This is a genomic window from Gordonia sp. NPDC003504 (assembly GCF_053587995.1).
The window spans coordinates 23,331-49,871 of sequence record NZ_JBSFPC010000010.1 but is presented as its reverse complement, the minus strand read 5'-3'; the positions used below and the strand labels follow the sequence as shown (position 1 = coordinate 49,871).

The 26,541-nt window shown below is 66.6% G+C and carries 26 protein-coding genes and 1 riboswitch; of the genes, 21 read left to right on the top strand and 5 right to left on the bottom strand.

Features of this window, described 5'->3' with window-relative positions; genetic code table 11:
• Positions 1-54: 54 nt before the first annotated feature.
• The 9 genes from folC to proB all read left to right on the top strand — a co-directional run bounded on the left by folC (position 55) and on the right by proB (position 10,651).
• Positions 55-1,599 carry a bifunctional tetrahydrofolate synthase/dihydrofolate synthase gene (gene folC / locus ACWDPV_RS17800; RefSeq protein WP_449744125.1) on the top strand — a complete coding sequence of 515 codons (1,545 nt, stop codon included), beginning with the start codon at positions 55-57 and terminating at the stop codon, positions 1,597-1,599.
• Between the two features lie 68 nt (positions 1,600-1,667).
• Complete coding sequence (locus tag ACWDPV_RS17795; protein ID WP_449744124.1) at positions 1,668-2,009, top strand: DUF4233 domain-containing protein; 342 nt, start codon at positions 1,668-1,670, stop codon at positions 2,007-2,009.
• Positions 2,010-2,189: 180 nt separating this feature from the next.
• A complete protein-coding gene (locus ACWDPV_RS17790) occupies positions 2,190-2,660 on the top strand; it encodes a hypothetical protein (protein WP_449744043.1) in 471 nt (156 codons plus the stop codon).
• A gap of 48 nt (positions 2,661-2,708) precedes the next feature.
• Complete coding sequence (gene ndk / locus ACWDPV_RS17785; protein WP_348803362.1) at positions 2,709-3,125, top strand: nucleoside-diphosphate kinase; 417 nt, start codon at positions 2,709-2,711, stop codon at positions 3,123-3,125.
• Positions 3,126-3,537: 412 nt separating this feature from the next.
• Positions 3,538-6,948: a translation initiation factor IF-2 N-terminal domain-containing protein gene (locus tag ACWDPV_RS17780; RefSeq protein WP_449744042.1), complete on the top strand. Its 3,411-nt coding sequence runs from the start codon at positions 3,538-3,540 to the stop codon at positions 6,946-6,948.
• A 315-nt stretch (positions 6,949-7,263) separates the two neighbouring features.
• Positions 7,264-7,575: a 50S ribosomal protein L21 gene (gene rplU / locus ACWDPV_RS17775; protein ID WP_348803364.1), complete on the top strand. Its 312-nt coding sequence runs from the start codon at positions 7,264-7,266 to the stop codon at positions 7,573-7,575.
• 17 nt (positions 7,576-7,592) lie between these two features.
• Positions 7,593-7,856, top strand: coding sequence for a 50S ribosomal protein L27 (gene rpmA / locus ACWDPV_RS17770; RefSeq protein ID WP_208790864.1), 264 nt, complete (start codon positions 7,593-7,595; stop codon positions 7,854-7,856).
• A 162-nt stretch (positions 7,857-8,018) separates the two neighbouring features.
• Complete coding sequence (gene obgE, locus ACWDPV_RS17765) at positions 8,019-9,479, top strand: GTPase ObgE (RefSeq protein WP_449744041.1); 1,461 nt, start codon at positions 8,019-8,021, stop codon at positions 9,477-9,479.
• A gap of 56 nt (positions 9,480-9,535) precedes the next feature.
• The gene (gene proB / locus ACWDPV_RS17760) at positions 9,536-10,651 is read left to right on the top strand and encodes a glutamate 5-kinase (RefSeq protein ID WP_449744040.1); all 1,116 of its coding nucleotides are present in this window, start codon (positions 9,536-9,538) and stop codon (positions 10,649-10,651) included.
• Between the two features lie 13 nt (positions 10,652-10,664).
• On the opposite strand, the gene ACWDPV_RS17755 is transcribed toward proB, so the two are convergent.
• From ACWDPV_RS17755 to ectA, 4 genes are all read right to left on the bottom strand, one after another.
• Positions 10,665-11,570, bottom strand: a complete 906-nt coding sequence (locus ACWDPV_RS17755; protein WP_348803368.1) for a Sir2 family NAD-dependent protein deacetylase — start codon at positions 11,568-11,570, stop codon at positions 10,665-10,667.
• Positions 11,571-11,615: 45 nt separating this feature from the next.
• Positions 11,616-12,050, bottom strand: coding sequence for an ectoine synthase (locus tag ACWDPV_RS17750; protein WP_348803369.1), 435 nt, complete (start codon positions 12,048-12,050; stop codon positions 11,616-11,618).
• Positions 12,047-13,318: a diaminobutyrate--2-oxoglutarate transaminase gene (gene ectB, locus ACWDPV_RS17745; protein ID WP_348803371.1), complete on the bottom strand. Its 1,272-nt coding sequence runs from the start codon at positions 13,316-13,318 to the stop codon at positions 12,047-12,049. Before ectB ends, ACWDPV_RS17750 begins: the two co-directional genes overlap by 4 nt.
• Positions 13,319-13,589: 271 nt before the next feature.
• The gene (gene ectA, locus ACWDPV_RS17740) at positions 13,590-14,117 is read right to left on the bottom strand and encodes a diaminobutyrate acetyltransferase (RefSeq protein WP_449744039.1); all 528 of its coding nucleotides are present in this window, start codon (positions 14,115-14,117) and stop codon (positions 13,590-13,592) included.
• A gap of 198 nt (positions 14,118-14,315) precedes the next feature.
• Here ectA and rsmD point away from each other — a divergent pair, with 198 nt between their 5' ends.
• The 6 genes from rsmD to ACWDPV_RS17710 all read left to right on the top strand — a co-directional run bounded on the left by rsmD (position 14,316) and on the right by ACWDPV_RS17710 (position 19,545).
• The gene (gene rsmD, locus ACWDPV_RS17735; RefSeq protein WP_348803374.1) at positions 14,316-14,885 is read left to right on the top strand and encodes a 16S rRNA (guanine(966)-N(2))-methyltransferase RsmD; all 570 of its coding nucleotides are present in this window, start codon (positions 14,316-14,318) and stop codon (positions 14,883-14,885) included.
• A gap of 11 nt (positions 14,886-14,896) precedes the next feature.
• Positions 14,897-15,385 carry a pantetheine-phosphate adenylyltransferase gene (gene coaD / locus ACWDPV_RS17730; protein ID WP_348803375.1) on the top strand — a complete coding sequence of 163 codons (489 nt, stop codon included), beginning with the start codon at positions 14,897-14,899 and terminating at the stop codon, positions 15,383-15,385.
• Between the two features lie 104 nt (positions 15,386-15,489).
• A riboswitch (SAM riboswitch) is annotated at positions 15,490-15,598 on the top strand.
• 46 nt (positions 15,599-15,644) lie between these two features.
• On the top strand, positions 15,645-16,703 hold the full coding sequence (locus ACWDPV_RS17725; RefSeq protein WP_348803376.1) for an amino acid ABC transporter permease: 1,059 nt from the start codon (positions 15,645-15,647) through the stop codon (positions 16,701-16,703).
• The gene (locus ACWDPV_RS17720) at positions 16,700-17,521 is read left to right on the top strand and encodes an amino acid ABC transporter ATP-binding protein (protein ID WP_348803377.1); all 822 of its coding nucleotides are present in this window, start codon (positions 16,700-16,702) and stop codon (positions 17,519-17,521) included. Before ACWDPV_RS17725 ends, ACWDPV_RS17720 begins: the two co-directional genes overlap by 4 nt.
• A gap of 136 nt (positions 17,522-17,657) precedes the next feature.
• Positions 17,658-18,665 carry an ABC transporter substrate-binding protein gene (locus ACWDPV_RS17715; protein WP_348803378.1) on the top strand — a complete coding sequence of 336 codons (1,008 nt, stop codon included), beginning with the start codon at positions 17,658-17,660 and terminating at the stop codon, positions 18,663-18,665.
• A gap of 160 nt (positions 18,666-18,825) precedes the next feature.
• Positions 18,826-19,545 (top strand): GNAT family N-acetyltransferase, encoded by a 720-nt coding sequence (locus ACWDPV_RS17710; protein WP_348803901.1) that lies wholly within the window; start codon positions 18,826-18,828, stop codon positions 19,543-19,545.
• 90 nt (positions 19,546-19,635) lie between these two features.
• Here the strand turns inward: ACWDPV_RS17710 and ACWDPV_RS17705 are convergent, their stop codons facing one another.
• The gene (locus tag ACWDPV_RS17705; RefSeq protein WP_449744038.1) at positions 19,636-21,897 is read right to left on the bottom strand and encodes a DUF222 domain-containing protein; all 2,262 of its coding nucleotides are present in this window, start codon (positions 21,895-21,897) and stop codon (positions 19,636-19,638) included.
• A 575-nt stretch (positions 21,898-22,472) separates the two neighbouring features.
• On the opposite strand from ACWDPV_RS17705, the gene ACWDPV_RS17700 reads away from it, so the two are divergent.
• The 6 genes from ACWDPV_RS17700 to ACWDPV_RS17675 all read left to right on the top strand — a co-directional run bounded on the left by ACWDPV_RS17700 (position 22,473) and on the right by ACWDPV_RS17675 (position 26,527).
• Entirely contained in the window at positions 22,473-23,288 is an 816-nt protein-coding gene (locus ACWDPV_RS17700) for a DivIVA domain-containing protein (protein ID WP_348803381.1), read from the top strand.
• Between the two features lie 72 nt (positions 23,289-23,360).
• Positions 23,361-24,011, top strand: coding sequence for a YceD family protein (locus ACWDPV_RS17695; protein WP_449744037.1), 651 nt, complete (start codon positions 23,361-23,363; stop codon positions 24,009-24,011).
• Positions 24,008-24,739: a ribonuclease III gene (gene rnc, locus ACWDPV_RS17690; protein ID WP_348808176.1), complete on the top strand. Its 732-nt coding sequence runs from the start codon at positions 24,008-24,010 to the stop codon at positions 24,737-24,739. Before ACWDPV_RS17695 ends, rnc begins: the two co-directional genes overlap by 4 nt.
• 15 nt (positions 24,740-24,754) lie before the next feature.
• Positions 24,755-25,630, top strand: a complete 876-nt coding sequence (gene mutM / locus ACWDPV_RS17685; RefSeq protein WP_348803383.1) for a bifunctional DNA-formamidopyrimidine glycosylase/DNA-(apurinic or apyrimidinic site) lyase — start codon at positions 24,755-24,757, stop codon at positions 25,628-25,630.
• A 116-nt stretch (positions 25,631-25,746) separates the two neighbouring features.
• Positions 25,747-26,223 (top strand): OsmC family protein, encoded by a 477-nt coding sequence (locus ACWDPV_RS17680; RefSeq protein ID WP_348803384.1) that lies wholly within the window; start codon positions 25,747-25,749, stop codon positions 26,221-26,223.
• 7 nt (positions 26,224-26,230) lie between these two features.
• Positions 26,231-26,527 (top strand): acylphosphatase, encoded by a 297-nt coding sequence (locus ACWDPV_RS17675; protein ID WP_348803385.1) that lies wholly within the window; start codon positions 26,231-26,233, stop codon positions 26,525-26,527.
• Positions 26,528-26,541: the final 14 nt, after the last annotated feature.

Here is a 26,541-nt window from a genome sequence, read left to right as displayed (position 1 = left end):
GACCGCAGGGACGACGCCGTCGACGATGACGGTCAGGAGATGGGGGCCGACGAGATGGAGGCCGACGAACCCATCTTCACCGCCGAGGATCTCGCCGGTTTCGAGGATCCGGGTGCGATCGAACCGGACCGGATGGATCTGGCCTCGCTGCTGACCGACGACGCCGAGAGCTCCGACGTCGACGATCCCGACGCGCCGATCTTCCGGGTCGACAGCGCCTCGGATCTCGCCGAACTCGCCGACCTGGAGGCCGAACTCGACACGCGATGGCCGGAGACGAAGATCGATCCGTCCCTCGCCCGGATCTCGACGCTGATGGATCTGCTGGGTTCGCCGCAGCACGCCTACCCGGCGATTCATGTGGCCGGAACCAACGGCAAGACGTCGGTGACCCGGATGATCGACGCGCTGCTGATCGCGCTGCACCGGCGCACCGGCCGCATCACCAGCCCGCATCTGCAGCGGGTCACCGAACGTATCGCCGTTGACGGGCAACCGATCTCGGCGCGCGCCTACATCGACACCTACCGTGATCTCGAGCCCTACATCACGATGGTCGACGATTCGTCGACGGCCGCCGACGGCCCGCGGATGAGCAAGTTCGAGGTGCTCACCGCGATCGCCTACGCCTACTTCGCCGAGGCGCCCATCGACGTGGCGGTGGTCGAGACCGGGATGGGTGGCCGCTGGGATGCGACCAACGTCGTCGACGCGACCGTAGCCGTCATCACGCCCATCGCCATGGATCATGCCGATTACCTCGGCGACACCCTGGCCGCGATCGCGGGGGAGAAGGCCGGAATCATCAAGCGCGGCAAGGACGAGCTGGTTCAGGTCGATCCGGTGACGGTGATCGCGCCGCAGCAACCCGAGGTGATCGACGTCCTGCTGCGCGAGACCGTCGAGAAGGGAACCATTGTCGCCCGCCAGAATTCGGAGTTCGCCGTCCTCGAATCGGTGACCGCCGTTGGCGGCCAACAGCTCCGGATACAGGGCCTCGGGGGCGTGTACGACGAGGTGTTCCTGCCGCTGCACGGTGAACATCAGGCGGCCAACGCGGCGCTCGCGCTCGCGGCGGTGGAGGCGTTCTTCGGGGCCGGGCCCGATCGTCAACTCGACATCGACGCCGTGCGAGCGGGATTCGCGTCGGTGACCTGCCCCGGCCGCCTCGAACGGGTGCGCAGCGCGCCGAGTGTGTTTGTCGACGCCGCCCACAATCCGCACGGGGCACAGGCTTTGGCGCGGGCGCTGACCGACCAGTTCGATTTCCGCCGCCTCGTCGGCGTGATCGGCGTCCTCGGTGACAAGGACGCCGAGGGTCTCCTCGGTGCGCTCGAGCCGATCCTCGATCAGGTGGTGGTGACCAACAACGGTTCGCCCCGCGCCCTCGACGCCGAGGACCTCGCCGAGATCGCCCGCGAGGTGTTCGGTGAGGACCGCGTGGTGGTGGAGCCGTTCCTGCCCGACGCGGTGGCCGCGGCCATCGGCCTCGCCGAGGAATCCGAGGGCCAGCCGGTCTCCGGCGCGGGCGTCATCATCACCGGGTCGGTGGTCACCGCCGGTGCCGGGCGAACCCTCTTCGGGAAGGAACCCTCGTGAATCAGGCCGACGAACACCCGGGTTTCACCGCCCCGGCCACCGACCCGTGGCGCGGTCTGCGTGGCGTGATGGCCGGAACGTTGATCCTCGAGGTCATCGTCATGGCGCTGACGTTCCCGGTGGTCGCAAAGATCGGACCGGGACTGTCCTGGTTCTCCGGCGTCTACCTCGGCGTCGTCACGCTGCTGCTGATCCTCGCCGCCGGCATCCAGAAGCGTCCCCGTGCCCTCGACATCGATCTCGGTCTGCAGGTGCCGGTGATCCTCGGCGGCATCTTCCACTGGTCGATCGCCGTCGTCGGGGTCATCTTCCTGTTCGTGTGGATCTATATCCGCTACGTACGCAACGACGTCGCCCGCCGGATGCGCGAGGGTCGTCTCGCCGGGCAGGAGCCGATCGGCAACGCATGAGGTGTGTACGCACCGCGACCGGATCGTGACCTGTCCGTGGCTCCCCGGGAACGCGACGGTGCCACAATGGCGGCCAGTGTGTCCGGGGACAACTGCGCGTCTGCCGCATGTCCGTGGCACATCGATTCCGATGCCGACACGAGTCGGTATCGCATCTGACGTCAACCCGTGAGGAGCCGCGTGACCGTCGATCGACCCAGCACCCTGCCCACCAGCCGTTTTTCGACACGATTCCGCGCGGCGGCGCTGGCCGTCGGGGTTGGTGCGGCACTGGCATCGGCGCTGTCGGCGGGAATCGCGCACGCGGAGCCCGCCGCACCCACCGAGACGACGCCGGGTGTTTCGGTCCTCGAGATTCCGCAGGCCGGTCCGCCGATGTCGGTGCCGGCTGGATCGTTCGGGTACACCGCCACCCACTCGGTGACCAAGCAACTGTCGACGATGAGCATCCCGGAGGCGATCCTCGCCCTGCCGGTGCCCGCCGACTACCGCCCGGCCAACGCCGCGTTGGCGGCGCGCCTCGATGTGGCGATGAAGGCGGCGCTGGCCGACCCGCGGGGCTGCCTGCAGATCATCGTCGACCCGCAACCCGACAGCGGGAATTTGTTCGACTACGGGGTGTATCCGATTTCCGGCGAGTACTGCCCCTGATCGAGTACTGCTCCTGATCAGAACGGTCCCGATGGATACAGTGTCGGAGTGACTGAACGGACACTGGTACTGATCAAGCCCGATGGCGTCGCCCGATCGCTGGTCGGCGACGTCATCGCCCGCATCGAGCGCAAGGGCCTGACCCTGATCGCCCTCGAGTTGACCCAGGTCAGCGACGAGGTGGCGCGTAAGCATTACGCCGAACACGAAGGCAAACCCTTTTTCCCGTCGTTGCTGGAATTCATCACCTCGGGACCGCTGGTGGCCGCCGTCGTCGAGGGGCCCCGCGCCGTGGCCGCGTGGCGGCAGATCGCCGGTGGCACCGACCCGGTGGAAAAGGCCGTTCCGGGAACAATCCGCGGCGACTTTGCGCTGACCACACAGAACAACCTCGTTCACGGATCGGATTCCATCGAATCCGCGGAACGTGAGATCGCGATCTGGTTCCCCGACCTCGACTCCTGAGGCGTTCGGCGACAGCCGACGACACCGGGCCGACGCGCATTGCGGCACACGTGTGCCGGCGTCGGCCCGTCGTGTGGGATACTTGGGAAGTTATCGCGGACACACTTTGCCCGCGTTGACGCCGATGACGAACGGAAAACGGGTCGGACCAGCACGAAACATCTTGTGCCCGCCCACCCGCCCTCCCCATCGAGGTGGTTCACCAGCGGTGATCCATTCACAGGCCACAGCCCATTCGATGGCGTGGAGGGTGGACCGGAGCTCATCACCCAGCAAGAGCGTCTTGCGGAGCCGGATTCCGGCACCGACGGGACGCGCAGACCACACAACACCGGCCGAAGGCCGGGACACAGGATGAGGCCCTCGCGTGGCCGCGTCGATACGACGCGCCCGGGGGCTCGAGGAGACACGAGTGACCGACAACGGGTCACCGGCTGACGCGAACGCTGCGTCGGATCCGGTGGAAGAATTTCCCAGCAAACTCCGTGTGCACGCGCTGGCGCGCGTACTCGGCGTGACAAGCCGCCAGGTCTTGGCCCACCTGGCAGAACTGGGCTCGCACACGCGCAGCCCACAATCGAGTATCGAACGCGACATGGCCGAGGCCGTCGCCCAGCGGGTGCGCGATCCCGAGGCCGCCGACGGCGCGCCGGAGCCGACTGACAGCACTCAGTCCGACGCTGACAGCGCTCCCGACACCGTTGACGGCGCTCAGTCCGACGCTGACAGCGCTCCCGAGCCCATCGAGAGCGCCCCCGAGCCCATTGACAGCGCCCCCGACACCGTTGACAGCGCCCCCGACACCGTTGACAGCGCTCAGTCCGACGTTGACAGCGCTCCCGACACCGTTGACAGCGCTCAGTCCGACACCGAGAGTGCTGCCGAGCCCGCCGCGATGACGCTGTTCTCGGCGGCCGACGCCGCCAGCCATGAGCCGGTCGTGGTGACCGAGGTGGCCGACGGCCCGCTGTTCCTGCAGCCGAGTGCTCCTGAGGCCACCGGCTCGGGTGGTTCGGGCCGTCGTCGGACCGCGATCGCGCCAACCGAGAGCTCGTCGAAGACCGACACTTCACCGGTGACCGACAGCTCACCGAAGACCGAATCGTCGGCCGATCAGGCCGATACCGATGCCGACTCATCGACCGAGGACTCCGACGATGCCGGCTCAGGGGAGTCGGGTCGTAACCGTCGGCGTCGTCGCGGACGTCGGGGTCGCGGTCGCGGTCGTGGCGACCAGGGCGAACGGTCTGACTCGGGTGACGACTCGGCGAATTCGGAGGATTCCGACGACACCTCGGTCGCGGCGGCGTCCGACGACGACGCGGCCGAGGACAGCGCCGATGCCGCATCCGGCGGCGGCAAGAAGTCCAAGAAGGGCGAGAAGAAGGGCAAGAAGTCCGACGCCAAGAAGGACGAGGCCGCGAAGGACGGGGCCACGAAATCCGCTGCCAAGAAGGACTCGGACGCCAAGAAAGACTCGGACACCGACGCCACCGGGACCGCCGAGGACACCGAGTTCGACGAGGGCGCGGAATCCGATGACGATGATGCCGATGCGTCGGTGCCCACCTCGAAGCGCCGGCGTCGGCGCCGGCGTCGCAAGGGCGGCGTCGAGCCGGATGAGGCGTCGCCGGACGATCCGCCGAACACCGTCGTGCACGAGCGGGAGCCGCGCAGCAAGCGGGTCCGCGACGAGGTGCAGGGCATCTCCGGATCGACACGGCTCGAGGCGAAGCGTCAGCGTCGCCGCGACGGACGTGACGCGGGCCGTCGCCGCCCGCCGATCCTGAGCGAATCGGAGTTCCTCGCCCGGCGCGAATCGGTCGAACGGGTGATGGTGGTGCGTGAGCGCAGCGCCAACAGCGCGCTCACCGGATCCGATCACTCGGACCACTCGGTGATCGAGGACTACACCCAGGTCGCGGTGCTCGAGGACGGCGTCCTCGTCGAACACTTCGTCACCACGGAGACGTCGTCGTCGATGGTCGGCAACATCTACCTCGGCCGCGTGCAGAACGTGTTGCCCGGGATGGAGGCGGCATTCGTCGACATCGGTCGTGGTCGCAACGGTGTGCTCTACGCCGGTGAGGTGAACTGGGATGCCGCCGGACTCGACGGCGGTTCCCGCAAGATCGAACAGGCATTGAAGCCCGGCGACAACGTCGTCGTGCAGGTCAGCAAGGATCCGGTGGGTCACAAGGGAGCCCGGCTGACCACGCAGATCTCCCTCGCCGGTCGCTACCTGGTGTACGTGCCGGGCGGATCGTCGACCGGCATCAGCCGCAAACTGCCCGACGTCGAACGCAAACGCCTCAAGCAGGTCCTGGCCAAGTTGGTGCCCGACGACGCCGGCGTGATCATCCGTACCGCCTCGGAGGGTGTCAGTGCCGAGGACCTCGGCACCGACATCGAGCGGCTGGAATCCAAGTGGAAGTCCATCGACGCCTCGGTGGCCGACGCGAAGAAGGGCAATGGCTCGGCCGGCCCCCGGGCACTGTACGAAGAGCCCGATCTGCTGGTGCGGGTGGTCCGCGACCTGTTCAACGAGGACTTCCGCAAGCTGGTGATCGAGGGCAACAAGGCCTGGAGTCTGGTCGAGGGCTACGTGCAGACCGTCGCGCCGGATCTGCTCGATCGGGTCGAACGGTTCGAACGGACGCACGCCGACGCCCCGGATTCCTTCACCGTGCACCGCATCGACGAGCAACTCGCCAAGGCACTCGACCGTAAGGTGTGGTTGCCGTCGGGCGGCACGCTGATCATCGAGCACACCGAGGCGATGACCGTCATCGACGTCAACACCGGCAAGTTCACCGGCTCCGGCGGCAACCTCGAAGAGACCGTCACCCGCAACAATCTGGAGGCCGCCGAGGAGATCGTGCGGCAGATGCGCCTGCGTGACATCGGCGGCATGATCATCGTCGACTTCATCGACATGGTCCTCGAATCCAACCGCGACCTCGTGCTGCGACGACTCACCGAGTCGCTGGCACGGGACCGCACCCGTCACCAGGTATCCGAGGTGACGTCGCTGGGCCTGGTTCAGATGACCCGCAAGCGGCTGGGAACCGGTCTGCTGGAAGCGTTTTCGACCACCTGCACGTCGTGCGGCGGTCGCGGTGTGATCGTGCATTCGTCGCCGGTCGAGGTGAAGACCGAGGACACCGGACGAGGCGATGCGTCCGGGTCCAAGCGGTCACGCCGCGGCAAGCGCAAGAACGACCAGCCCGCCGAGGCCCCCGCGAAGCCCGCGCACAACCCGGCCGAACACCCGATGTTCCGCGCCATGGCGGCACACGCGCACGACGACGACGTCGAGCCGGTGTCGGTTGAGCAGAACGCTGATGACGGTGGTGCTGATGACGGTGGCGCTGATGACGATCGCACCGCCGCCGCCGAGGGAACCAACGCCGACACCGGCCGGTCGCACAACGACGCGGTCGAGGTCGACGGCGCCGGTTCCGACGGCACTGGTTCCGACGACGCTGGTTCCGACGACGCTGGGGCCGACAACGTGGGAGGGGCATCCGCCGACACCCCGGAGGCTCAGGCAGCCGAGGTGCACCCCAACGGTGCGAACGGTGCCGGATCGGGAAACCAGGCACCTTCCGGGCAGCGACGCTCGCGGCGCCGGGCCGCGCGACGTGCGGCATCGCCGACGACGACGGAGGCACCGACGGTGATCCGCGCCGAGGCCACCGCAGCGCCGCTGACGACGTTCGGTCCGATCTCCACCTCGCCCACCGAGGCGGTCGTCGCGGTACGCCGACGCCCCCGTCGACGGGCCGCCGGACGCCCGGCCGGTCCGCCGGTGGAGGACTGACGCCGAGCACGGGACACGGGGCCGGAGGTCGGGGTCGTCCACGCTCGTCGGAGCGAGTTTGACCTGACGTGACCGGCTCCCGTAACCTTGATTGGTCGCCTCTGGCGAAGGGTTCCAGCTGTGCGCGGTATCCATCCGGATGCACCGCGAACGGTGATCGGAGATCCTTCCCGGCAGGCCCTTCGGAGCGATCTGAGCGAATCCCCACCGCTGTGCGGGGTCTCGCACGGCCCGCACCGGACGCACACACCCACACACTCCGTGGCACGCGAACGCCTGACACGGCCCGAGATGATGAACAAGAGGACAGCTTCGATGGCAACGTACGCGATCGTCAAGACCGGCGGTAAGCAGTACAAGGTCGCTGAGGGCGACATTGTGAAGGTCGAGAAGATCGACAGCGAGCCGGGCAGCACCGTCAGCCTGCCGGTGGCACTGGTCGTCGACGGTTCGACGCTGACCACCGACGCCGACAAGCTCGCCAAGATCTCCGTCACCGGCGAGGTCGTCGAGCACGTCAAGGGCCCGAAGATCCGTATCCACAAGTTCAAGAACAAGACCGGCTACCACAAGCGCCAGGGACACCGTCAGAAGCTGACGGTCCTCAAGGTCACCGGTATCAAGTAAGCCAGGAGGACGAGACAATGGCACATAAGAAGGGCGCGTCCAGCTCGCGCAACGGTCGTGATTCCAACGCCCAGCGCCTCGGCGTGAAGCGCTTCGGTGGTCAGCAGGTCAGCGCGGGCGAGATCCTGATCCGCCAGCGCGGCACCAAGTTCCACCCCGGCGTCAACGTCGGACGCGGTGGCGATGACACCCTGTTCGCCCTCGCGGCGGGTGCGGTCGAGTTCGGCACCAAGCGCGGCCGCAAGACCGTGAACATCGTTCCGGAAACCGCTCAGGCCTGACCGAGCGGTTCACCAGAACCACCAGAGCTCTTTTCGACAGGGCGGGCAGGGGCATACGCACCCGGCCCGCTCTGTTGTCGTTTGTGGGTTGTGCCGATGGCATGGCTGTTTGTTTGAGACGTCCGTCCCGGTAGGGGAGTTCGTCAACGGAAGGAAGTCCTCATGTCGCGGTTCGTCGACCGGGTGACCATTCACGTCGCCGCCGGCAACGGCGGACACGGTTGTTCGTCGGTGCATCGGGAGAAGTTCAAGCCCCTGGGCGGACCGGACGGCGGCAACGGCGGCAACGGGGGATCGGTGCGCCTCGTGGTCGATCCGCAGGTGCACACGCTCCTGGATTTCCATTTCCGCCCGCATGCCAAGGCGAGCAACGGACGGCCCGGCATGGGTGACAACCGGGACGGCGCGACCGGCGAGGACCTGGTGCTGGCGGTCCCCGACGGGACCGTGGTGCTCAACGGCAACGGGACGATCCTGGCCGATCTGGTCGGGGAGGGAACGACGTTCGAGGCCGCTCAGGGTGGCCGGGGTGGCCTGGGCAACGCGTCGTTGGCCTCGAAGGCCCGCAAGGCACCGGGTTTCGCGTTGCTCGGTGAAGAAGGACAGCATCGCGACCTCGTCCTCGAACTGAAGTCGGTCGCCGACGTCGGACTCGTCGGCTTCCCGTCGGCGGGTAAATCGTCTCTGGTGTCGGTGCTGTCGGCCGCCAAGCCGAAGATCGCGGACTATCCGTTCACCACGCTGGCGCCGAATCTCGGTGTGGTGCAGTCGGCCGGCGACGTGTTCACCATCGCCGACGTCCCGGGCCTCATTCCCGGGGCGTCCACCGGACGCGGACTGGGCCTGGAGTTCCTGCGTCATCTCGAGCGGTGCGCGGTGCTGGCCCACGTCGTCGATTGCGCGACGCTGGAACCCGGCCGTGATCCGGTCTCCGACATCGATGCCCTCGAGGCGGAGTTGGCGGCCTACCGTCCTGCCCTCGACGCCGACCACGGACTCGGTGATCTCGCCGAACGCCCGCGCGTGGTGATCCTCAACAAGATCGACGTCCCGGATGCCGCGGAACTGGCGGATCTGGTGGAACCCGAACTGGTGCAACGTGGTTGGCCGGTGTTCCGGATCTCCGCGGTGACCCATCAGGGACTGCGGGAACTGACCAATGCCCTGGCGCGGATGGTTGCGGACTACCGCGAAGCCCATCCGAAGCCCGTGGCCCGGCGAACGGTCATCCGGCCCAAGGCTATCGACGAGGCGCAGTTCAGTGTCGAGCCGGATCCGTCCGTCCCCGGCGGCTTCATCGTGCGGGGTACCCGACCCGAGCGTTGGATCGCGCAGACCCAGTTCGACAACGACGAGGCCGTCGGTTATCTCGCCGACCGACTCAACCGCCTCGGCGTCGAGGACGAATTGACCCGTCTGGGGGCCGAACCCGGTGCCTCGGTGACGATCGGCGACATGACCTTCGACTGGGAGCCGTCCACCCCGATGGGCGAGGACGTCCCGATCACCGGTCGTGGTACCGACGTGCGACTCGACCGTTCCGAGCGGATCGGCGCCGCCGAACGCAAGCAGGCCCGACGCCTGCGGCGCGGACTCGTCGACGATGACGACAGCGACGAATGAACGGCGACGAATGAACGGCGACGAACGAGCGGCGAGAGTGCAATGAGCGATCAGGCATGAGCGATGTCCGTGACACGATCACCCATGCGCGCAGCATCGTCGTCAAGATCGGCTCGTCGGCGCTGACCGACCTCGGCACCGGACTCGACACGGCGCGTCTGGATCGACTCGCCGACGCTCTCGAAGCGCGGATGCGGTCGGGTTCGGACGTGATCGTGGTGTCCTCGGGTGCCATCGGTGCCGGTATCGCCCCGCTGGGCCTGAAGAAGCGGCCGACCGATCTGGCCACCAAGCAGGCCGCGGCCAGCGTCGGCCAGCTGGTTCTCGCGCACGCCTGGGGCACGTCGTTTCACCGGTACGGGCGTACCGTCGGACAGGTCCTGCTGACCGCGTCCGACATCTCCAATCGCGCCCACCACGCGAATGCCCAACGCACACTGGACCGGCTGCGTTCGCTGGGGGCGGTGGCGATCGTCAACGAGAACGACACGGTGGCGACCAACGAGATCCGCTTCGGCGACAACGACCGCCTCGCCGCGCTGGTGGCCCACCTCGCCGGTGCCGACGCCCTCGTCCTGCTGTCCGATGTCGACGGCCTCTACGACGGTGACCCGCGCAAGGTCGGCCCGAACGGCCATGTCGCACAATTCATCTCCGAGGTCAACGGGCCCGACGATCTCGACGGGGTGATCGCCGGTTCGGGCGGGGCGCTGGGCACCGGTGGGATGGCATCCAAGCTCGCGGCGGCGCGATTGGCCGCCGATGGTGGCGTCCCGGTGCTGCTGGCCGCCGCGGCCGATGCCGCCCAGGCGTTGAGTTCGGCATCGGTGGGTACCGTCTTCGCGCCGCGTCCCGAACGTCTCTCGGCGCGGCGATTCTGGGTGCGGCACGCCGCCGATGCGCACGGTCAGATCGTCATCGACGACGGTGCGGTGGCCGCGGTGTCCCATCGTCGCCGGTCGTTGCTGGCCGCCGGAGTGGTCGGGGTGCGGGGCGGCTTCTCCGACGGGGACGTCGTCGAACTCGTCGGCACGTCGGGGCGGGTGTGTGCGCGTGGCGTGTCGTCGTATGACGCCGACGACGTCGCGGCCATGGTGGGCCGCTCCACCTCGGAACTGCCGGTGGAGTTGTCCCGGCCGGTCGTGCACGCCGACGATCTGGTGACCGTCTGACGTTCGGTCCGGGTCAGGGTGCGTCGAGATCGGCCGCCGCGGAGTCGGCGGCGAGTGCGGGCAGGACAACGCCGCAGTAGTGGTCGATCTTGAGGTCGGCGATGTCGTCGGCGCGGGTGGCGCCCCGGTTCACCACGATCAGCAACTTACCGGTGCGTCGCGCATACCGGGCGAAGCGCAGACCGCTCATCACGGTGAGCGAAGAACCCACGACCAACAGGGCGTCACTGTCATCGACGAGTGAGAATGACTGTGCCACAGCACTCTTCGTCGCATTCTCACCGAAGTACACGATATCGGGTTTGAGGATTCCGCCGCAGCGCGGGCAGTCGGCGACGACGAAATCGCCGGTGTGCTCGACGGTCATGTCGGCGTCGGGGGCCACCTCGATGGCGCCACGACCCAGAACCCGGTCGGCGAAACCGGGATTCAGCGATTCCAGACGTTCGGCGAGCCGGTGCCGCGAGGTGATGGCGCCGCAGCGCAGGCAACGTACCCGGCCGTAACAGCCGTGCAGTTCGATGACGCGCCGCGTGCCGGCCTTGGTGTGCAGCATGTCGACGTTCTGGGTGATGATCCCGGTCAGCCGGCCCGCGGCCTGCAGATCGGTGAGCGCCCGGTGGGCCGCATTGGGACGCGCGGCGTCCATGTGGCGCCAGCCGAGATGGTTTCGGGCCCAGTAGTGTTGCCGGAACTGCGGCGACGATCGGAACATCTGCGCGGTCATCGGCGTGCGGACCGGGGCGCCGGGACTGCGATAGTCGGGAATCCCGGAATCGGTCGAGATGCCGGCCCCGGTGAGCGCGCAGATCCGCGCACCGTCGGTCAACGCACGAAGCCGCTCGATCCGGATGTCGATATCCGGATCGAGCGGCGTCTGTTCGGCCGGGGTCCAGCCGATCTGTAGGCGGGTGCGCACGTGATCCAGGGTATCGGCGCGCACGCGTCGAGGTGGCCGGGCGGCTCAGGCCTCGACCGGCTCCGCGTGCCGACCCTCGGGTTGTTCGGGCACTGTGACCAGGGGATACACCCCGTTCTCGTCGTGCACCTCGGTGCCCACCACGGGCGGATTGAACACGCACAGCATCCGCATCTGCGTGTCGGCGGTGACGGTGTGCCGCTCGTGCCCGTTGAGCAGATACATCGTGCCGGGGGCGAGCGGGTAGGTCTGCCCCGTCTCGCGGTCGAGGAGCGTGCCGGTGCCCTCCACCAGCCACACCGCCTCGATGTGGTTGGCGTAGTGGAACTCGTTGACGCTGCCGGCGTTGATGGTGGTCTCGTGGAAGGAGAAACCGACCCCGTCTCCGCCGAGCACGATGCGCTTGGACACCCAATTGCCCTTGGGGTCGGCGACATCTCGGTCGGTTCCGGTGATCTCGTCAGTGGTACGGACGATCATGCGAGTACCTCCTCGGTGGCATCGGCGAGGATTCCCAGACCGCGGTCGAGATCCTCGGGCGAAATGGTCAGGGGCGGGAGCAGTTTGACGACCTCGTCGGACGGTCCGGAGGTCTCGGTGAGCAGTCCGGCGCCGAAGGCGGTGGCGCACACCTTGCCGGCGTTGGCGGGCTCGTCGAAGACGAGTCCTCGAACCATACCCCGGCCGCGGGTCGACACGCCCTCGTGCCGGGTCGCGAGGGTGGTGAGCACCTCGTCGATCTGGCGGCCCTTGATGTGCACGTCACGCGACAGCGCGTCGTCGGACCAGTAGTGCTCGATGGCCCGCGTTGCGGTGATGAAGGCCGGGTTGTTGCCGCGGAAGGTGCCGTTGTGTTCGCCGGGTGACCACACGTCGAGGTCACGGCGGATCAGGGTGAGTGCCAACGGTAGGCCGTATCCACTGATCGACTTCGACAACGTGACGATGTCCGGGGTGATCCCGGCCTCCTCGAACGAGAAGAACTCGCCGGTGCGGCCGCAGCCCATCTGCACGTCGTCGACGATGAGCAGGATGTCGCGGCGGGCACACAGGTCTGCCAGGGCGCGCAGCCACTCCGCACGGGCGACGTTGACGCCACCCTCACCCTGCACGGTCTCGACGATGACGGCGGCCGGCAGGTTGAGGCCGCTGCCGGAGTCGTCGAGGACCCGCTCGAACCAGCTGAAGTCCTCGACGGCGCCGCCGAGGTAGTTGTCGAACGGCATCGGGGTGGCGTGCACCAGCGGAATGCCCGCACCGGCCCGCTTCATCGAGTTGCCGGTCACCGACAGGGAACCCAGCGTCATGCCGTGGAAGGCGTTGGTGAAACTGACGATCGACTCACGGCCGGTGACCTTGCGGGCCAGCTTGAGGGCGGCTTCGACGGCGTTGGTCCCGGTGGGGCCGGGGAACTGGACCTTGTAGTCGAGACCGCGCGGGGTCAGGATCTTGTCGGCGAACGTCTCCAGGAACCGGCCCTTGGCCGCGGTGGCCATGTCGAGTCCGTGGGTGATGCCGTCCTCGTTGATGTAGTCGAGGAGTGCGGACTTGAGGACCGGATTGTTGTGACCGTAATTCAGCGATCCGGCGCCGGCGAAGAAATCCAGATAGCGATCGCCGTCGGTGTTGGTGAGCCACGATCCGCGGGCCCGGCCGAATACCGTCGGCCAATTGCGGCAATAGCTGCGGACCTCGGATTCGTGCTGGGTGAAGACCGAATCGTCAATAGTTGTATCGAACATACTCATGAACAAACCTCCGATAGGTGAAATCGTGGGCATTGACGCCATGTCACATCCGACGCCGTGCTGTTTCGTACGCAGTGTCATATCCCGTGGAATGCTCACGCGCGCCGGCACAACAGTGGCGGGCGCGGCGGAACGGCCACCCGCACTCGGGCGTCGACGGGAGCCGGAACAGGGCGGCATGCGTGGTCGGGCCACAGGCGCGGTCGGCGACGACATGCCGGCGAGACGCGCAGCCGGAACACGGTGTCGGAACACACTGTTCCGCGGTGCCTCAGGGTTCGGGGACCTCGGGTTCGAGGAGGTAGAGATCCTCGGGCTCGTGGGCGTCGGGGAAGTCCGTCGCGGCGAAGAGATCCCGCCGGTCGAACCGAAGGCCGCGGGCCGCTGCCACGGACGCGAAAAGCCGTTGGGAGGCAACGTTATCCGGGCTGATGGTGGTGTGCATCGCGACGACGCCACGTTCTGCGGTGCGATCGAAGAGGCGATTTAGCATCGCGGCGGCGATACCGTGGCCGCGATGGTCGTCGTCGACGGCGACCTGCCACACCATCAGGGTCGACGGGTCCGACGGTCGGCGGTAGCCGGTGACGAATCCGACTGCGCGGCCGTCGACTTCGGCAACGATGGACGTCTCGGCGAAATCGGAGCACCACAGTACGTAGGCGTAACTCGAGTTGACGTCGAGGACGCGGGAATCGCGGGCGATTTCCCAGAGCCGGGTTCCGTCGGTCACCGTCGGAATGCGGTAGTCGAGAGTGAGTGTGTTGGATGGGGCCGTTCTTATGTGGGACGGGCTCATGACGGATCCGACGTTAACAATGTGTGTCGTCGGATTCACCCACCGACGGAAATCGGTCACGGAATGACCCACCAATTCCCAGTTCAGCGGGCACATGTGAGGCCAGTCACATCGGGGGATCTGCAGGGCGGCAGAGCGGGGTCGCACGGGCGCGCTGGGCTCCCCTTCGTCGGCGCGGCCCTGGGGCACAATGGCGGGGTGACCCGCATCATTGCCGGCCGGTTCGGTGGACGCCGACTCAAGGTCCCCGACGACGGCACCCGACCGACCTCGGACCGGGTGCGAGAAGCACTGTTCAGCATGCTCGCCGCCCGCATCGACCTCGACGGCGCCCACGTCCTCGATCTGTACGCCGGATCGGGTGCCCTCGGCATCGAGGCCCTGTCGAGGGGTGCAGCGACGGCGACCTTCGTCGATGCACGCCGCAAGGCGAGCGGTGTCATCACGGCGAACGTCGCGGCGCTGGGCCTCGCCCCCGATGCGCAGGTCGTCACCTCGTCGGTGTCGACCTTCCTGGCCGGCTCGCCCTCACAGCCGTTCGATCTCGTCTTCAGCGACCCGCCGTATGCCATCGACCCGGCTGAGATCGAGGACGACCTCGCGCGACTCGGTGAGCGGTGGGTGTCCGCCGATGCATTGATCATTCTCGAACGTGCCCGGCGGACGTCGGTGAGCTGGCCGGAGGACCTCGAGGTGATCCTGACGAAGATGTACGGGGACACCGCCGTCGACGTGGGCATGCGACGGTGGGCCGCAGGGGACGGGTAGGTTCAACGGTCATGACCAGTGCGGTGATCCCCGGCTCCTTCGATCCCTTCACACGTGGGCACCGTTATGTGGTGGAGCGCGCCGCGAGGTGTTTCGACGAACTCGTCGTCACCGTCGTGGTGAATCCGAACAAACGGGGACTGTTCACCGTCGACGAGCGCCTCGAACTCATCGCCGAGGACTGTGCCGATCTGCCCAATGTGCGGGTGGACCGGTGGACCGGCTTGCTGGTGGACTACCTGCGGGAGAACTCGATCCATTCGATCGTGAAGGGTCTGCGGTCGGCGGTCGACTTCGATTACGAACTGCCGATGGCCCAGATGAACCGCGACCTGGCCGACGTCGAGACGATCTTTCTGCTGACCGATCCGCGCTACGCGCATGTGTCGAGTTCGTTGGTGAAAGAGGTCGCGAAACTGGGCGGTGACGTCTCGCCGTTCCTGTCGGCCCATATCCATCAGCGTCTCCTCGCCGAGATCGCGGGCGAGCGGCGGGTCTGATCGGCCGCTCGTTCGGCACGAGATCTTCACCTCTGCACAGAGAAAAACTCTCGCGGGTGCAAACCCGACATCGAAACATCCTCGCGCAGTAGCGTTCTGACCACGGTGATGAGCGTCAGCGTCAAGCCCTGGCTTGCTGGCCGGCAACCCTCGCGTCGCGGTGGGGTGCTCCAGGTGACAACCGGATCGGTATCGGACCGATAAGCGCGATGGCCACCGTGTGGCCGGAAGAGGTTGTATTGATGTTGCTGGATGTGTCATGCCGTTCGACGTCGTTGTCGACGAGACCACAGGGTTCGGCGGGCCGGAGATGACGGCATCTCGGGGCCGCGATGCGGGCTCGGTGGCGCTGACGGAATCGCCGCAGGCCCGCGATGATCACCCGACCGTGCCGGTCGATGTACCCGCGCCGCCGTCGCGTGATCCGGTGATACCGCTGCGTCATCCGGGGCGGTGGATGCTCACGGCAGTGGTCGCCGTGATCGCCGCGCAGATCGTCCACGGGCTGATCACCAACCCGTTCTTCCAGTGGGATCGCTTCGCGTACTGGTTCTTTCGTCCGGTCGTGATCGAGGGACTCTGGGTAACCCTCGAGGTGGCGGCCTACAGTGCGGTTCTCGGGTTGCTCGGGGGTATCGTCCTGGCCCTCATGCGCCTGTCGCGGAGTCCCGTTCTGGCAGCGGTCAGTTGGATCTACGTGTGGGTGTTCCGATCCATTCCGCTGATCGTGCTGCTGCTGATCTTGTACAACTTCGGTGCGCTGTATGAGTCGCTGAGTCTGGGAATTCCGTTCGGGCCCGGGTTCTTTCACTTCTCCGAGGCCGATCTGGCGACTCCGCTGATCATCGCGATCGTCGGGATCAGCCTGCACGAATCGGCCTTCGCCGCCGAGATCGTGCGGGGCGGAGTGCTGTCGGTGGACGCCGGCCAGCACGACGCTGCCGCGGCACTGGGATTGCCGCGCCACTATCACTTTCTCCGCATCACCCTTCCTCAGGCGTTGCGCACCATCGTCCCGTCCTATGTGAACCTCCTGATCGGTCTGATCAAGGCGACGTCGCTGGTCTATTACGTGTCGCTGCTGGATCTGTTCGGGGTCGTCTCCACCCAGAGTTCCACTTACTCCGGCGACGTGGTGCCGCTGCTCCTCGTCGCGACAGTCTGGTACATCGTCCTGACCAGCATCGTGTCGGTCGCACAGTTCTATGTCGAGCGATACTTCGCGCGTGGTGCGGTTCGGACCCTACCGCCGACACCGCTGCAGCGACTGCGGATGACCGCGGCGACACTCAGCCGGCAATCGAGGTGGACATCATGAACGCGGCATCGGGAGTCGGCATCGACGCCGCGGACCTGGCTGGCGTCACCGGCGCCGGTGCTCGGGTCGAGGTGCGCAACGCCCATCGCTGGTACGGAAACCTCCATGTTCTGAAGGGAATCGATCTCACGGTCGAACCCGGTCGGGTCGCGGCGATCCTCGGCCCGTCCGGGTCGGGAAAGTCCACCTTGCTGCGTACGATCAATCATCTCGACCGCCTCGACGCCGGACATGTGAGCATCGGGGGAGAGTTGATCGGCGTGCGCCGCGTCGGGGGTGGGCGTCTCAAGGAGCTGCCGGAGCGGGTCATCCTGCGTCAGCGACGTGACGTCGGCTTCGTCTTCCAGAACTTCAACCTCTTCGCCAATCTCACCGCCCTGGACAACGTTGCTGCGGCGCCCACGGCGAGCGGAGTGTTGTCGCGTGCCGCAGCGGTGGCGCGGGCCCGTGACCTCCTCGACCGAGTCGGGTTGTCCGACAAGGCCGATGCCTATCCGCGGCAACTGTCCGGCGGTCAGCAGCAACGTGTGGCGATTGCGCGTGCTCTTGCGCTCGAGCCGCGAGTGTTGCTGTTCGACGAGCCGACCTCGGCACTCGACCCCGAACTGGTCGGCGACGTGCTCTCGGTGATCGCTGATCTCGCGGCCACTGGTACCACGATGCTCATCGTGACCCATGAGATCGGCTTCGCGCGTCAGGTCGCCGACTCGGTGATCTTCATCGATCACGGCGAGATCATCGAACAGGGCACGCCGGACCAGGTCCTCGATCATCCGTCGCACCCACGGACACAGGACTTCCTGCGCCGCGTCCTCTGACGCACGCCCGGTAACACCATCCGGCGCACGTGGCCGGAGACGATTCATCGCCGCTCGGGAGTCCGTCGGCCAGGCCGGCGTTCCGGCACCGCAGTCACTCGGTTCCCGCCCACACCCACCCACTGAAGGAGTAGTCATGTCTCGACATCGATCGTTCGTCCGGCGCGTCGCCGCCCTCGCTGTCGGCGGGGTGATCGCCGCGACCGCACTCAGCGCGTGCGCGGGGGCATCCGCCGACGACACCGCCACACCCGGCTCGGTGGTGGTCGGTGCCGTCTCGAACGGAGCCGCCAAAGAAGTCACTCTGTCTGTGCCGCAGGTGGATTCGATTCGCGGTCAGCTTCCTCAGGAGGTCCGTGACTCGGGTGAATTGTCCATCGGGATCGGCGCACTCCCGTCGGGATACCCGCCGTTGGCCTTTGTCGGGTCCGACCAACACACGTTGACCGGTGCCGAGCCGGATCTGGGCCGGCTGGTGGCATCGGTGTTCGGACTGAAACCGGTGATCGAGAACTCGACCTGGGAGAACCTCTTCGTCGGAATCGACAGTGGGCGAGTCGATGTCGGATTCTCCAACATCACCGTGACCGAGGAACGCAAGGACAAGTACGATTTCGCGTCGTACCGTCGCGACCAGCTGGCATTCGAAGTGCCGGCGTCGAGTTCGTGGAACTTCGACGGCGACTATCACACGCTGGCGGGAAAGACGGTCGCGGTGAATTCGGGAACGAATCAGGAGCGCATCCTGTTGGCGTGGCGTGATGCTTTGGCTTCGGAGGGGAAGACGCTGACCGTCGTCCACTTCCCGGATTCGAACGCCACCAATCTCGCCCTGGCGTCCGGCAAGATCGACACGTATCTCGGGCCCAATCCCTCGATCTCTTACCACGTCCGGCAGACCGCGAACACTCCCAAGGCCACCCGCATCGCGGGCACCTACTCCGGTGCCGGTGCGAGCCTGCAGGGCATGATCGCCGCCACGACCAAGAAGGGGTCCGGGCTCGCCGCTCCGATCGCGGCGGCGATCAATCACTTGATCGAGACCGGTGTATACGCGAAATGGATTGCCGCATGGAATCTCTCGGCCGAGGCAGTGCCTGCCTCCCAGATCAACCCGCCCGGACTACCCCGCTCGGACTCCTGATCACCTCGGTGCACGACTCATCGGAGAGTGAACTGCCGCGCGGAGTAACAGCCGTGCGGGGGCAACAATGGAGTTGACTGCGGCGGCGACCAACTATGACCAACGGAGCCGTGAGAGGTGGGGGCGAAAGGAGTCGGGTGAGGTGACCACACACAAGGACATGACAACAGACCGGGCAGCGGATGTTTCGGCCGTCGGCAGTGCCGATGTCGGGGTGCTCGATCACGCCGTGCGTTCGGCTCTGACCGGCCCCCATGCGCACTTCGCGGAGCGCCGCGGACGGGTGCTCCGCTACCCCCGCGATGTGTCGGTGTTCGGCGATTTCCCCGAGGACCCGACTCCGCAGGATTGGGCCGACGCGGCCGAACTCTATGGGCCGGGCGCGGATCTGCCGGTGTCCGGCGATCTGCCCTCGCCCCCGCCCGGGTGGGCGGTGTCGATGAATATCCCGGGTGTGCAGATGGTCGGCACGAACGTGTGGGGCGCGGCAGACGCCGAGGCGGTGGTGTTGACGCGCGCCGACGTGCCGGAGATGCTGGCGTTGGTTGGGCGCACGCGTCCGGGGCCCTTTCTGACGCGGACCATCGAGCTGGGTACCTACCTCGGAATCCGGCGTGGGGGAGAGCTGGTCGCCATGGCCGGGGAACGTCTCCATCCGGTGGGGTGGACGGAGATCAGTGCCGTCTGTACCGATGAGGCGTTCCGGGGGCAGGGGTTGGGGACGCGGCTGGTCCTCGCGGTCGCCGCGGGTATCCGTGCCCGGGGCGAAATCCCATTCCTGCACACCGCGGCTGCCAATGTCACTGCGATCCGCCTGTACGAGGAACTCGGCTTCGTTCTTCGGCGCACGTTGACGTTCGGAGGCATTCGCATCCCCTGATGGTGATCGACGCCAAGCGCTGAGCCCGTAAGTGGGGCTTGCTATGTCGAGGGAGGCGACTCACTTCGGGCCCGTGGGCGCGGGGTGGGTTCAGGAGGTGTCGAGCCGGTAGTGGAGCCGGGCGGCCAGGACTCGTTCGATTCGGCTGTTGCGTGGGTTCATGCCGATGGCGGCGAGTTCCTCGAGCTGACGTTCCCGGTCGGCATCGCTGGTACGGATGCCGCCATCACGGATGCGGCGCTCGCGTGCTTGTTCTTCGGTGGTCTTGTCGCGGAGGCTGATGCGGGTGCGCGAGGCATGTTCGAGCCCGGCAGCGGTGGCAGGGTCGTCGGGATCGTCGGTGATCGGAACACCGTCCCCGTCGAAGATGACCAGGTCGATGTCCCCGATGTCGGTGACACCAGGTCTGTCGGGGTGCTCGTCGCCTGCGGCGTCGGGCCCGTCCCGCTGGTCGGGTGGTTGAGGCTCGACCGGATCGGATTGGGCTGGGCCTGAATTGTATTCGTCGACGTCTGGTTTTGGCTGATCGCAGATGTTGGCATCGTGATCGTCATCCTGATCGACGCTGTCTGCGATATCGATGCTGTCGTCGATGCTCGAGGAGTCGGCGGCCGGAGCCTGATGATCCTTCGAAACACCACGATCGGAAGACGTTTCGGTCTCGACGGTCGGTGCCGCGTCCTTGTGGTCGTGGCCAGCGTCAGAATCTGCCGGTTCGTCGATGTGGGTATCGACCGACTCGGCCTCACCCTGCGCGTCAGCTTCAGCGTCGGCGACTTCGACATCAACCGCTTCGGCATCGACAGTGTCGGCGTCGACCACGTCGGCGTCACCCAGCTCGGTGTCTGCGGGTTCGGTTGCGCCGGCATCACAATCGGTGACGGTGTCGCCGTGGATCTGGTCGCGGATCTGGTCGAGTTTCTCCTCGTAGAGGGCGGTGATGTCGGGATGATCGTTGACGATCTTCGGGTTTGCCGGCATCCCGGGTTCGGCGTTGAGTTGCCACCAGCAACGTCCGGCGAGGGGGCCGTCTTCGCAGATGCCGGTGGTGTACTGCCCGGGGTTGGGGCCGACCATCCGGTTGTGCGGCCCGCATGCCGGCGCAAGGTCGGTGATGTCGGTTTTCCCGCCGTTGGCCCAGTCCTGTTTGGCGTGGTGCATTTCCGAACGCGACGCGGGTTGTCCGCAGCCGGGGAACGAGCACACTTCACCGCCGGTGCGGGAGAACGACGCGATCCGCTGCTCGGTGGATGCCAGGCGTCGGGACCGCCCGAGATACAGGGGCAGGTCGATGGCGTCGGAGAACACCGCCAGGAACTGCTGCACATCGGTGGGGTCGGTGACCTCACCCAACGCGGTCAGCAAATCCGGAATAGGAATGGTGGAACCTGAAGCGGTGGTGGCATATCCGGCGCCGGCCAGCAGATCCGTCACGGACGCTTTCGCGATCAACGCCACGGGCAGGCCTCGATGAGTTTTGCCGAGGACGCCTTCTTTCATCGCCGACACCAACAACATGTGCATCGCATCAAGATTGCGTTGCGCCTGGCTGCGGTCGTCACGCTTGACCGCGGCCGCGAGGACGTCGGGGTCGGCGTCACCAATAGCACCGGTCGGCGATTCCGGATCGCTGAGACTGTTCATTCCGGGCTTGGCCCAGGCGTCGAGCATGGTGTCCCACAGGGCACGGGTGATCGGGGGCAGGTGCCCGTTGAGTTTCGCCATCCCATCGACCCGGTTCTGGTTGATCCACAGGTTGCGGCGCTGTTGGCGTTCTTTCTCCTCCACCAACTGTCCGTCGGGGTCGAGGTGCGCCAGGATCCGGGCGCCCATTTTGGTGATGTCCGACGGAATATGTTCGGTGGCTTTCTCACCCAAAGTGGCTTCGGCGGCGACCTTCTTGTCGTGCGGGACCGCGCCCGGGATCTTGTCCAGGGCTTCCAACGCCGCGGACAGGTGGGTGTGACCGATCAAGCCCTGCTCGTACGCCTTGGAGAGGGTGGGGTATTTCGGTTCCTCGGGTTGCCCGGTCAGCCCGTGGAATCGGGCGGTGGCCTTCATATGCGCGATGCGCATGGTGGGTTGCGCGATCCGCAGATCGTAGTTCAGGAAATTCGACAGGCTGACTTTGCCGACTTTGCGGTGCACACCACGATCAGAGATTTCCAGGATCGCGCGGTCGCCTTGGAAGTGAGTACGCATGGCGATCTGCTCGGACAGTTTCGCCGCCTCCACCACCTCGAGGTCGGAGCAGGCGGTCATCGGAGTCTTCGCCAGCTCGTCCAGGATTTCGGAGAGTTGGTGCATCAGCTGCAGTGGTCGTGACATGGGAGTGTCGGTTGTGTCTGTCATGCTGATGTCACCTCCCCCGAGAAGGCCGTTGTGGCGTATGTGTTCTATTATAGCCGATCTCAACGACAATCGCAATTGTTTTCTATCCACAGGATGTGGATGCGTGAATGTGGTTGGGGTGGTGGAGTTTTTAGAGTCGGCTTGCGAGGTCTCGACACGGGCTCCGCTAGCGCTCCGCCCGGCTCGACCGGCGGGCTAGCGGCTCGACTTGCGGGACAAAGATGTTCGGCCGGTGGGATGAGGGGCTCGACCTGCGGGATGCGGGCTCGACCTCGACCTCGACCTCGACGAGCTCGGCCCGGCGGACAAGCTCGGCTCGGCGGACACGGACGTCGTTTCGACAGAGCTCAACGCGGCTGCCGGCGCTCCGCCCGGCGAATGCGGGTCTCGGCTGGCTGCCGGGTGCGGTGACCTGGCTCGGCGGCGGTATCGCGCGCGGTCCCCGGATGGCGGGTCGATGTGCCATCCCGACACGCCGACCCCATTCACCTCCTGAGTCACAACCATCTCATTCGGCACAATGGCCACAGACGTTTCACCAAGAGACCAATGGCAGATGCCGGATTGGGGTGGCTGTGTACCGGGTATTCGAAGCACTCGACGAACTCATGGCAATTGTCGAGGAGGCGCGGAGCGTGCCGATGACGGCGGGTTGCGTGGTGCCGCGAGGCGATGTCCTCGAACTCCTCGACGACATCAAGGACTCGATCCCCGGTGAGCTCGATGACGCGCAGGACGTGCTCGACAACCGGGACTCGATGCTCAACGAGGCCCGCTCGCACGCCGACACCGTCATCACCGGCGCCGACTCGGAATCCGAGGCCGTGCTCGCACACGCCCGTGCCGAGGCCGACCGCGTCCTGTCGGAGGCCAAGGCCCAGGCCGATCGCATGGTCGACGAGGCGAGCAACCACGGCAAGTCCCTGGTCGACGAGGCCACCGAAGAGGCGCGTCGGATGTCGGCCAGCGCATCCCGCGAGTTCGAGGCCGTCACCGGCCGGGCCCGCGCCGAAGCGCAGCGCACCATAGATTCCGCGAACAACATCTACGACAAGTCGGTCGCCGACGGCATCGCCGAACAGCAGCGTCTGGTCTCCGAGGCCGAGGTGGTGGCCGCGGCCAAGTCCGAAGCCGAGCGGATCATCGACGCCGCGCACGCCGAGGTCGACCGCCTGCGTGGCGACTGCGACGTCTACGTCGACGAGAAGCTCGCGCAGTTCGAAGAGGTCCTCACCAACACCCTGCGTTCGGTCAACCGTGGCCGTCACCAGCTGCGCACCGGTGCGGGCATGCACGACTACGTCGAATACCCCCGCAGCGTCGATCAGGACGTCGCGCGGGGCCGGGCCCGCGCCGAGGCCGACGAGGATGTGTCACCCCTCGCGGTCTGACCGGCCGGCGTCCATGCCGACACGGGTCAGTGGTCATTCGAGGAATTTCTGACCCGAGCGTATGGTTTTTGTGTGGCCGACAACGCAGTGACGCCGGATGCATCCACTCCCGGCGCCGATTCACACGGAGTAGTTCGGGATCCTTTCGTCCTCGACATCCGTTCCCTGGGACGCCGCCCCGGCACCATGACCGAGGTGCATCGCACCGTCGCGACTCCCGAACGCATTGGCGTCGAGATGATCGCCATCCCGACGGGCTCGGACGTCGACCTCGATCTGCGCCTGGAATCGGTGAGTGAGGGCGTCCTGGTGACCGGGACCGTCGCCGGTGAGACCGAGGGGCAGTGCTCGCGCTGTCTGGAACCGCTCGACGGCACCGTGACGGTGTTCCTCACCGAACTGTTCGCCTACCCCGACAGCGAGACCGAACAGACCACCGATGCCGACGAGGTGCACCGGATCGTCGACGACCGCATCGATCTCGAACAGTCGATCATCGACGCCGTCGCCCTGGAACTGCCGATGTCGCCGCTGTGCCGCGACGACTGCCAGGGACTGTGCAGCGTCTGCGGAATACGGCTCGCCGTCGCCGAACCCGATCACGGACACGAGGTGATCGATCCGCGGTGGGCGGGACTGGCCGACAAGTTCGGCTCCCTGGGTGAACCATCCGACGAAGAGGGCAAGGGTGACGCCGATGCCGAGGTGCGGGGCGAGAAGTGACCGACGGTAAGCGACGGGGTAATCAACCGCCCTCGTTCGATCCGCTGCTGAGTGCGCTCGGCGTCGAGATCTCCGATGAGATGCTGACGTTGGCGCTGACCCACCGCTCCTACGCCTACGAACACGGCGGCCTACCCACCAACGAGCGCCTGGAGTTCCTCGGGGATTCGGTGCTCGGCGTGGTGATCACCGAATGTCTCTACAAACGATTCCCCGAACGCCCCGAGGGCGAGCTGGCCAAGATCCGTGCCAGTGTCGTCAACATGCATGCGCTCGCCGACGTCGCGCGGGGGCTCGGACCCGACGGGCTCGGACATTTCCTGTTCCTGGGTCGAGGTGAGGAATTGACCGGTGGCCGCGACAAGGACTCGATCCTCGCCGACGGCCTCGAATCCCTCTTCGGCGCCGTGTATCTCGAGCACGGCCTGGCGATCTCGCAGAACGTCGTCATGGGGTTGTTCGACGAGATCATCGATCGCGCAGGCGATCTCGGTGCCGGATTGGACTGGAAGACGTCGCTGCAGGAACTGACCGCCGAACGAGGCTATGGCCCCCCGCAGTATCAGATCACCTCGACCGGACCCGACCACAACAAGGAGTTCACCGCCGTTGCGGTGGTGGCCGGCGAGAACATCGGCGAGGGTACCGGCCGCACCAAGAAGGAGGCCGAGCAGAAGGCCGCGGCACTCGCCTGGCAGGCGTTGTCGGACCGGGCCGGCGCCTCGTGAGTCCCGCACCCACAGATGCCTGAACTCCCCGAGGTCGAGACGGTTCGCCTCGGTCTTGCCGATCACGTTGTGGGACAGCGGATCACCGATGTCGACGTGATGCACGAACGGGCCGTCCGGCGGCATGCCGGCGGCGCGCCCGACCTTCGCTCACGTCTGCGCGGCAAGACGGTCACCGCGGCACGGCGTCGCGGCAAGTACCTCTGGCTCGACGTCGCCGACGCCGACGATGACGCCGCGCTGGTGGTGCACCTGGGGATGAGTGGCCAGATGCTCATCGCTCGTGAGGGCGCGCCCGATCACACCCATCTGCGGATTCGGGCCCGGCTCGCCGACGGCAACGAACTGCGATTCGTCGATCAGCGCACCTTCGGTGGGTGGCACGTCGATGATCACGTCCCCGATCCGTTCGGCGGCGCCGGGCAGGTGCCCGCCTCGATCGCCCACATCGCACCCGATCCCTTCGAGACCGCCTTCGACCGCGAGGCCGTCGTCGCGGCGATGCGTGCCAAACACACCGAGATCAAGCGGGCTCTGCTCGATCAGTCCCTGATATCCGGGGTGGGCAACATCTACGCCGACGAAGCGCTGTGGCGAGCCCGGCTGCACGGCACCCGACTGACCGACACCCTCGCCCCGAAACGGCTACGGGAACTCCTCGATGCGGCGACGGCGGTGATGTCGGAGGCACTCGACGTGGGTGGGACGTCGTTCGACACCCTCTACGTCAACGTCAACGGTCAATCCGGTTACTTCGAGCGATCGCTGAACGCCTACGGGCGAGAAGGGCAGCCGTGCCGACGATGCGGCCGAACGATGCGCCGCGAACACTTCATGAACCGCAGTTCGTTCTCCTGCCCGCAATGCCAGCGACGGCCGCGCGAGGCGTAGACAGTTATCGAGCGGGAAGCCACGGAAACGCCACGGTGTTGAGCAAACACGGTGTTGAGCCACACGATGATGAGCACACACGACACGACAGATGCCACGAAGGAGCCGTCACCACGATGACCGTTGAGCAGGAGAACGCGCAGGCCGGGTCGAGCACCGCCGACACCGCCGGAGGGGCGCAGCCGCACACCGAACTGTGGGTGCAACGCACCGGCACGCGTCGCTACACCGGGCACAGTTCACGTGGCGCGCAGGTGCTCGTCGGTTCCGAGGATGTCGAGGGCGTCTTCACCCCCGGTGAGTTGCTGAAGATCGCGCTCGCCGCATGCACCGGCATGTCCTCGGATCGCCCGCTGTCGCGGCGCCTCGGCGATGACTACGACGCCACCATCCGTGTCGGCGGCGCCGCCGACCGCGAGAACGAGGTGTACCCGAAGCTCTCCGAGGTTCTCGAGGTGGACCTCTCGGAGCTGGAACCCGAAGCGGCACAACGGCTTCTCGTCGTCGTCGAGCGTGCGATCGACGCCGTCTGCACCGTCGGACGCACCCTGCGGGCGGGCACCGACGTCGACCTGCGGATCGACACGGAATGAGCGTGTCATGACCGACGCGTCCGATGCCGCAACCACCGTCCGCCTGACCGCGTTCGTCCACGGGCACGTGCAGGGCGTCGGATTCCGGTGGTGGACCCGTTCCCGTGCCCTGGAGCTGGGCCTCGTCGGCTACGCCGCGAACCAGCCCGACGGCCGGGTCCTGGTGGTTGCCGAGGGGCCACGCTCGTCGGTGTCCGCGCTGGTGGAAGCGTTGCGCTCGGACCGGACCCCCGGGCGGGTTGATCTGGTGGTGGATCGACTGGATCCGCCGCGCGGGGATCTGACGGGGTTCGTCGAGAAGTAGGGCCACCTCGACGA

What these genes read in the sequence shown, in the direction of transcription:
- folC (WP_449744125.1), top strand. Translation starts at nt 55, where the DNA reads ATGGAGGCCGACGAACCCATCTTCACCGCCGAGGATCTCGCCGGTTTC.
- ACWDPV_RS17795 (WP_449744124.1), top strand. Translation starts at nt 1,668, where the DNA reads ATGGCCGGAACGTTGATCCTCGAGGTCATCGTCATGGCGCTGACGTTC.
- rplU (WP_348803364.1), top strand. Translation starts at nt 7,264, where the DNA reads ATGGCAACGTACGCGATCGTCAAGACCGGCGGTAAGCAGTACAAGGTC.
- rpmA (WP_208790864.1), top strand. Translation starts at nt 7,593, where the DNA reads ATGGCACATAAGAAGGGCGCGTCCAGCTCGCGCAACGGTCGTGATTCC.
- obgE (WP_449744041.1), top strand. Translation starts at nt 8,019, where the DNA reads ATGTCGCGGTTCGTCGACCGGGTGACCATTCACGTCGCCGCCGGCAAC.
- proB (WP_449744040.1), top strand. Translation starts at nt 9,536, where the DNA reads ATGAGCGATGTCCGTGACACGATCACCCATGCGCGCAGCATCGTCGTC.
- ACWDPV_RS17750 (WP_348803369.1), bottom strand. Translation starts at nt 12,050, where the DNA reads ATGATCGTCCGTACCACTGACGAGATCACCGGAACCGACCGAGATGTC.
- ectB (WP_348803371.1), bottom strand. Translation starts at nt 13,318, where the DNA reads ATGAGTATGTTCGATACAACTATTGACGATTCGGTCTTCACCCAGCAC.
- ectA (WP_449744039.1), bottom strand. Translation starts at nt 14,117, where the DNA reads ATGAGCCCGTCCCACATAAGAACGGCCCCATCCAACACACTCACTCTC.
- coaD (WP_348803375.1), top strand. Translation starts at nt 14,897, where the DNA reads ATGACCAGTGCGGTGATCCCCGGCTCCTTCGATCCCTTCACACGTGGG.
- ACWDPV_RS17725 (WP_348803376.1), top strand. Translation starts at nt 15,645, where the DNA reads ATGCCGTTCGACGTCGTTGTCGACGAGACCACAGGGTTCGGCGGGCCG.
- ACWDPV_RS17720 (WP_348803377.1), top strand. Translation starts at nt 16,700, where the DNA reads ATGAACGCGGCATCGGGAGTCGGCATCGACGCCGCGGACCTGGCTGGC.
- ACWDPV_RS17715 (WP_348803378.1), top strand. Translation starts at nt 17,658, where the DNA reads ATGTCTCGACATCGATCGTTCGTCCGGCGCGTCGCCGCCCTCGCTGTC.
- ACWDPV_RS17710 (WP_348803901.1), top strand. Translation starts at nt 18,826, where the DNA reads ATGACAACAGACCGGGCAGCGGATGTTTCGGCCGTCGGCAGTGCCGAT.
- ACWDPV_RS17705 (WP_449744038.1), bottom strand. Translation starts at nt 21,897, where the DNA reads ATGACAGACACAACCGACACTCCCATGTCACGACCACTGCAGCTGATG.
- mutM (WP_348803383.1), top strand. Translation starts at nt 24,755, where the DNA reads ATGCCTGAACTCCCCGAGGTCGAGACGGTTCGCCTCGGTCTTGCCGAT.
- ACWDPV_RS17680 (WP_348803384.1), top strand. Translation starts at nt 25,747, where the DNA reads ATGACCGTTGAGCAGGAGAACGCGCAGGCCGGGTCGAGCACCGCCGAC.
- ACWDPV_RS17675 (WP_348803385.1), top strand. Translation starts at nt 26,231, where the DNA reads ATGACCGACGCGTCCGATGCCGCAACCACCGTCCGCCTGACCGCGTTC.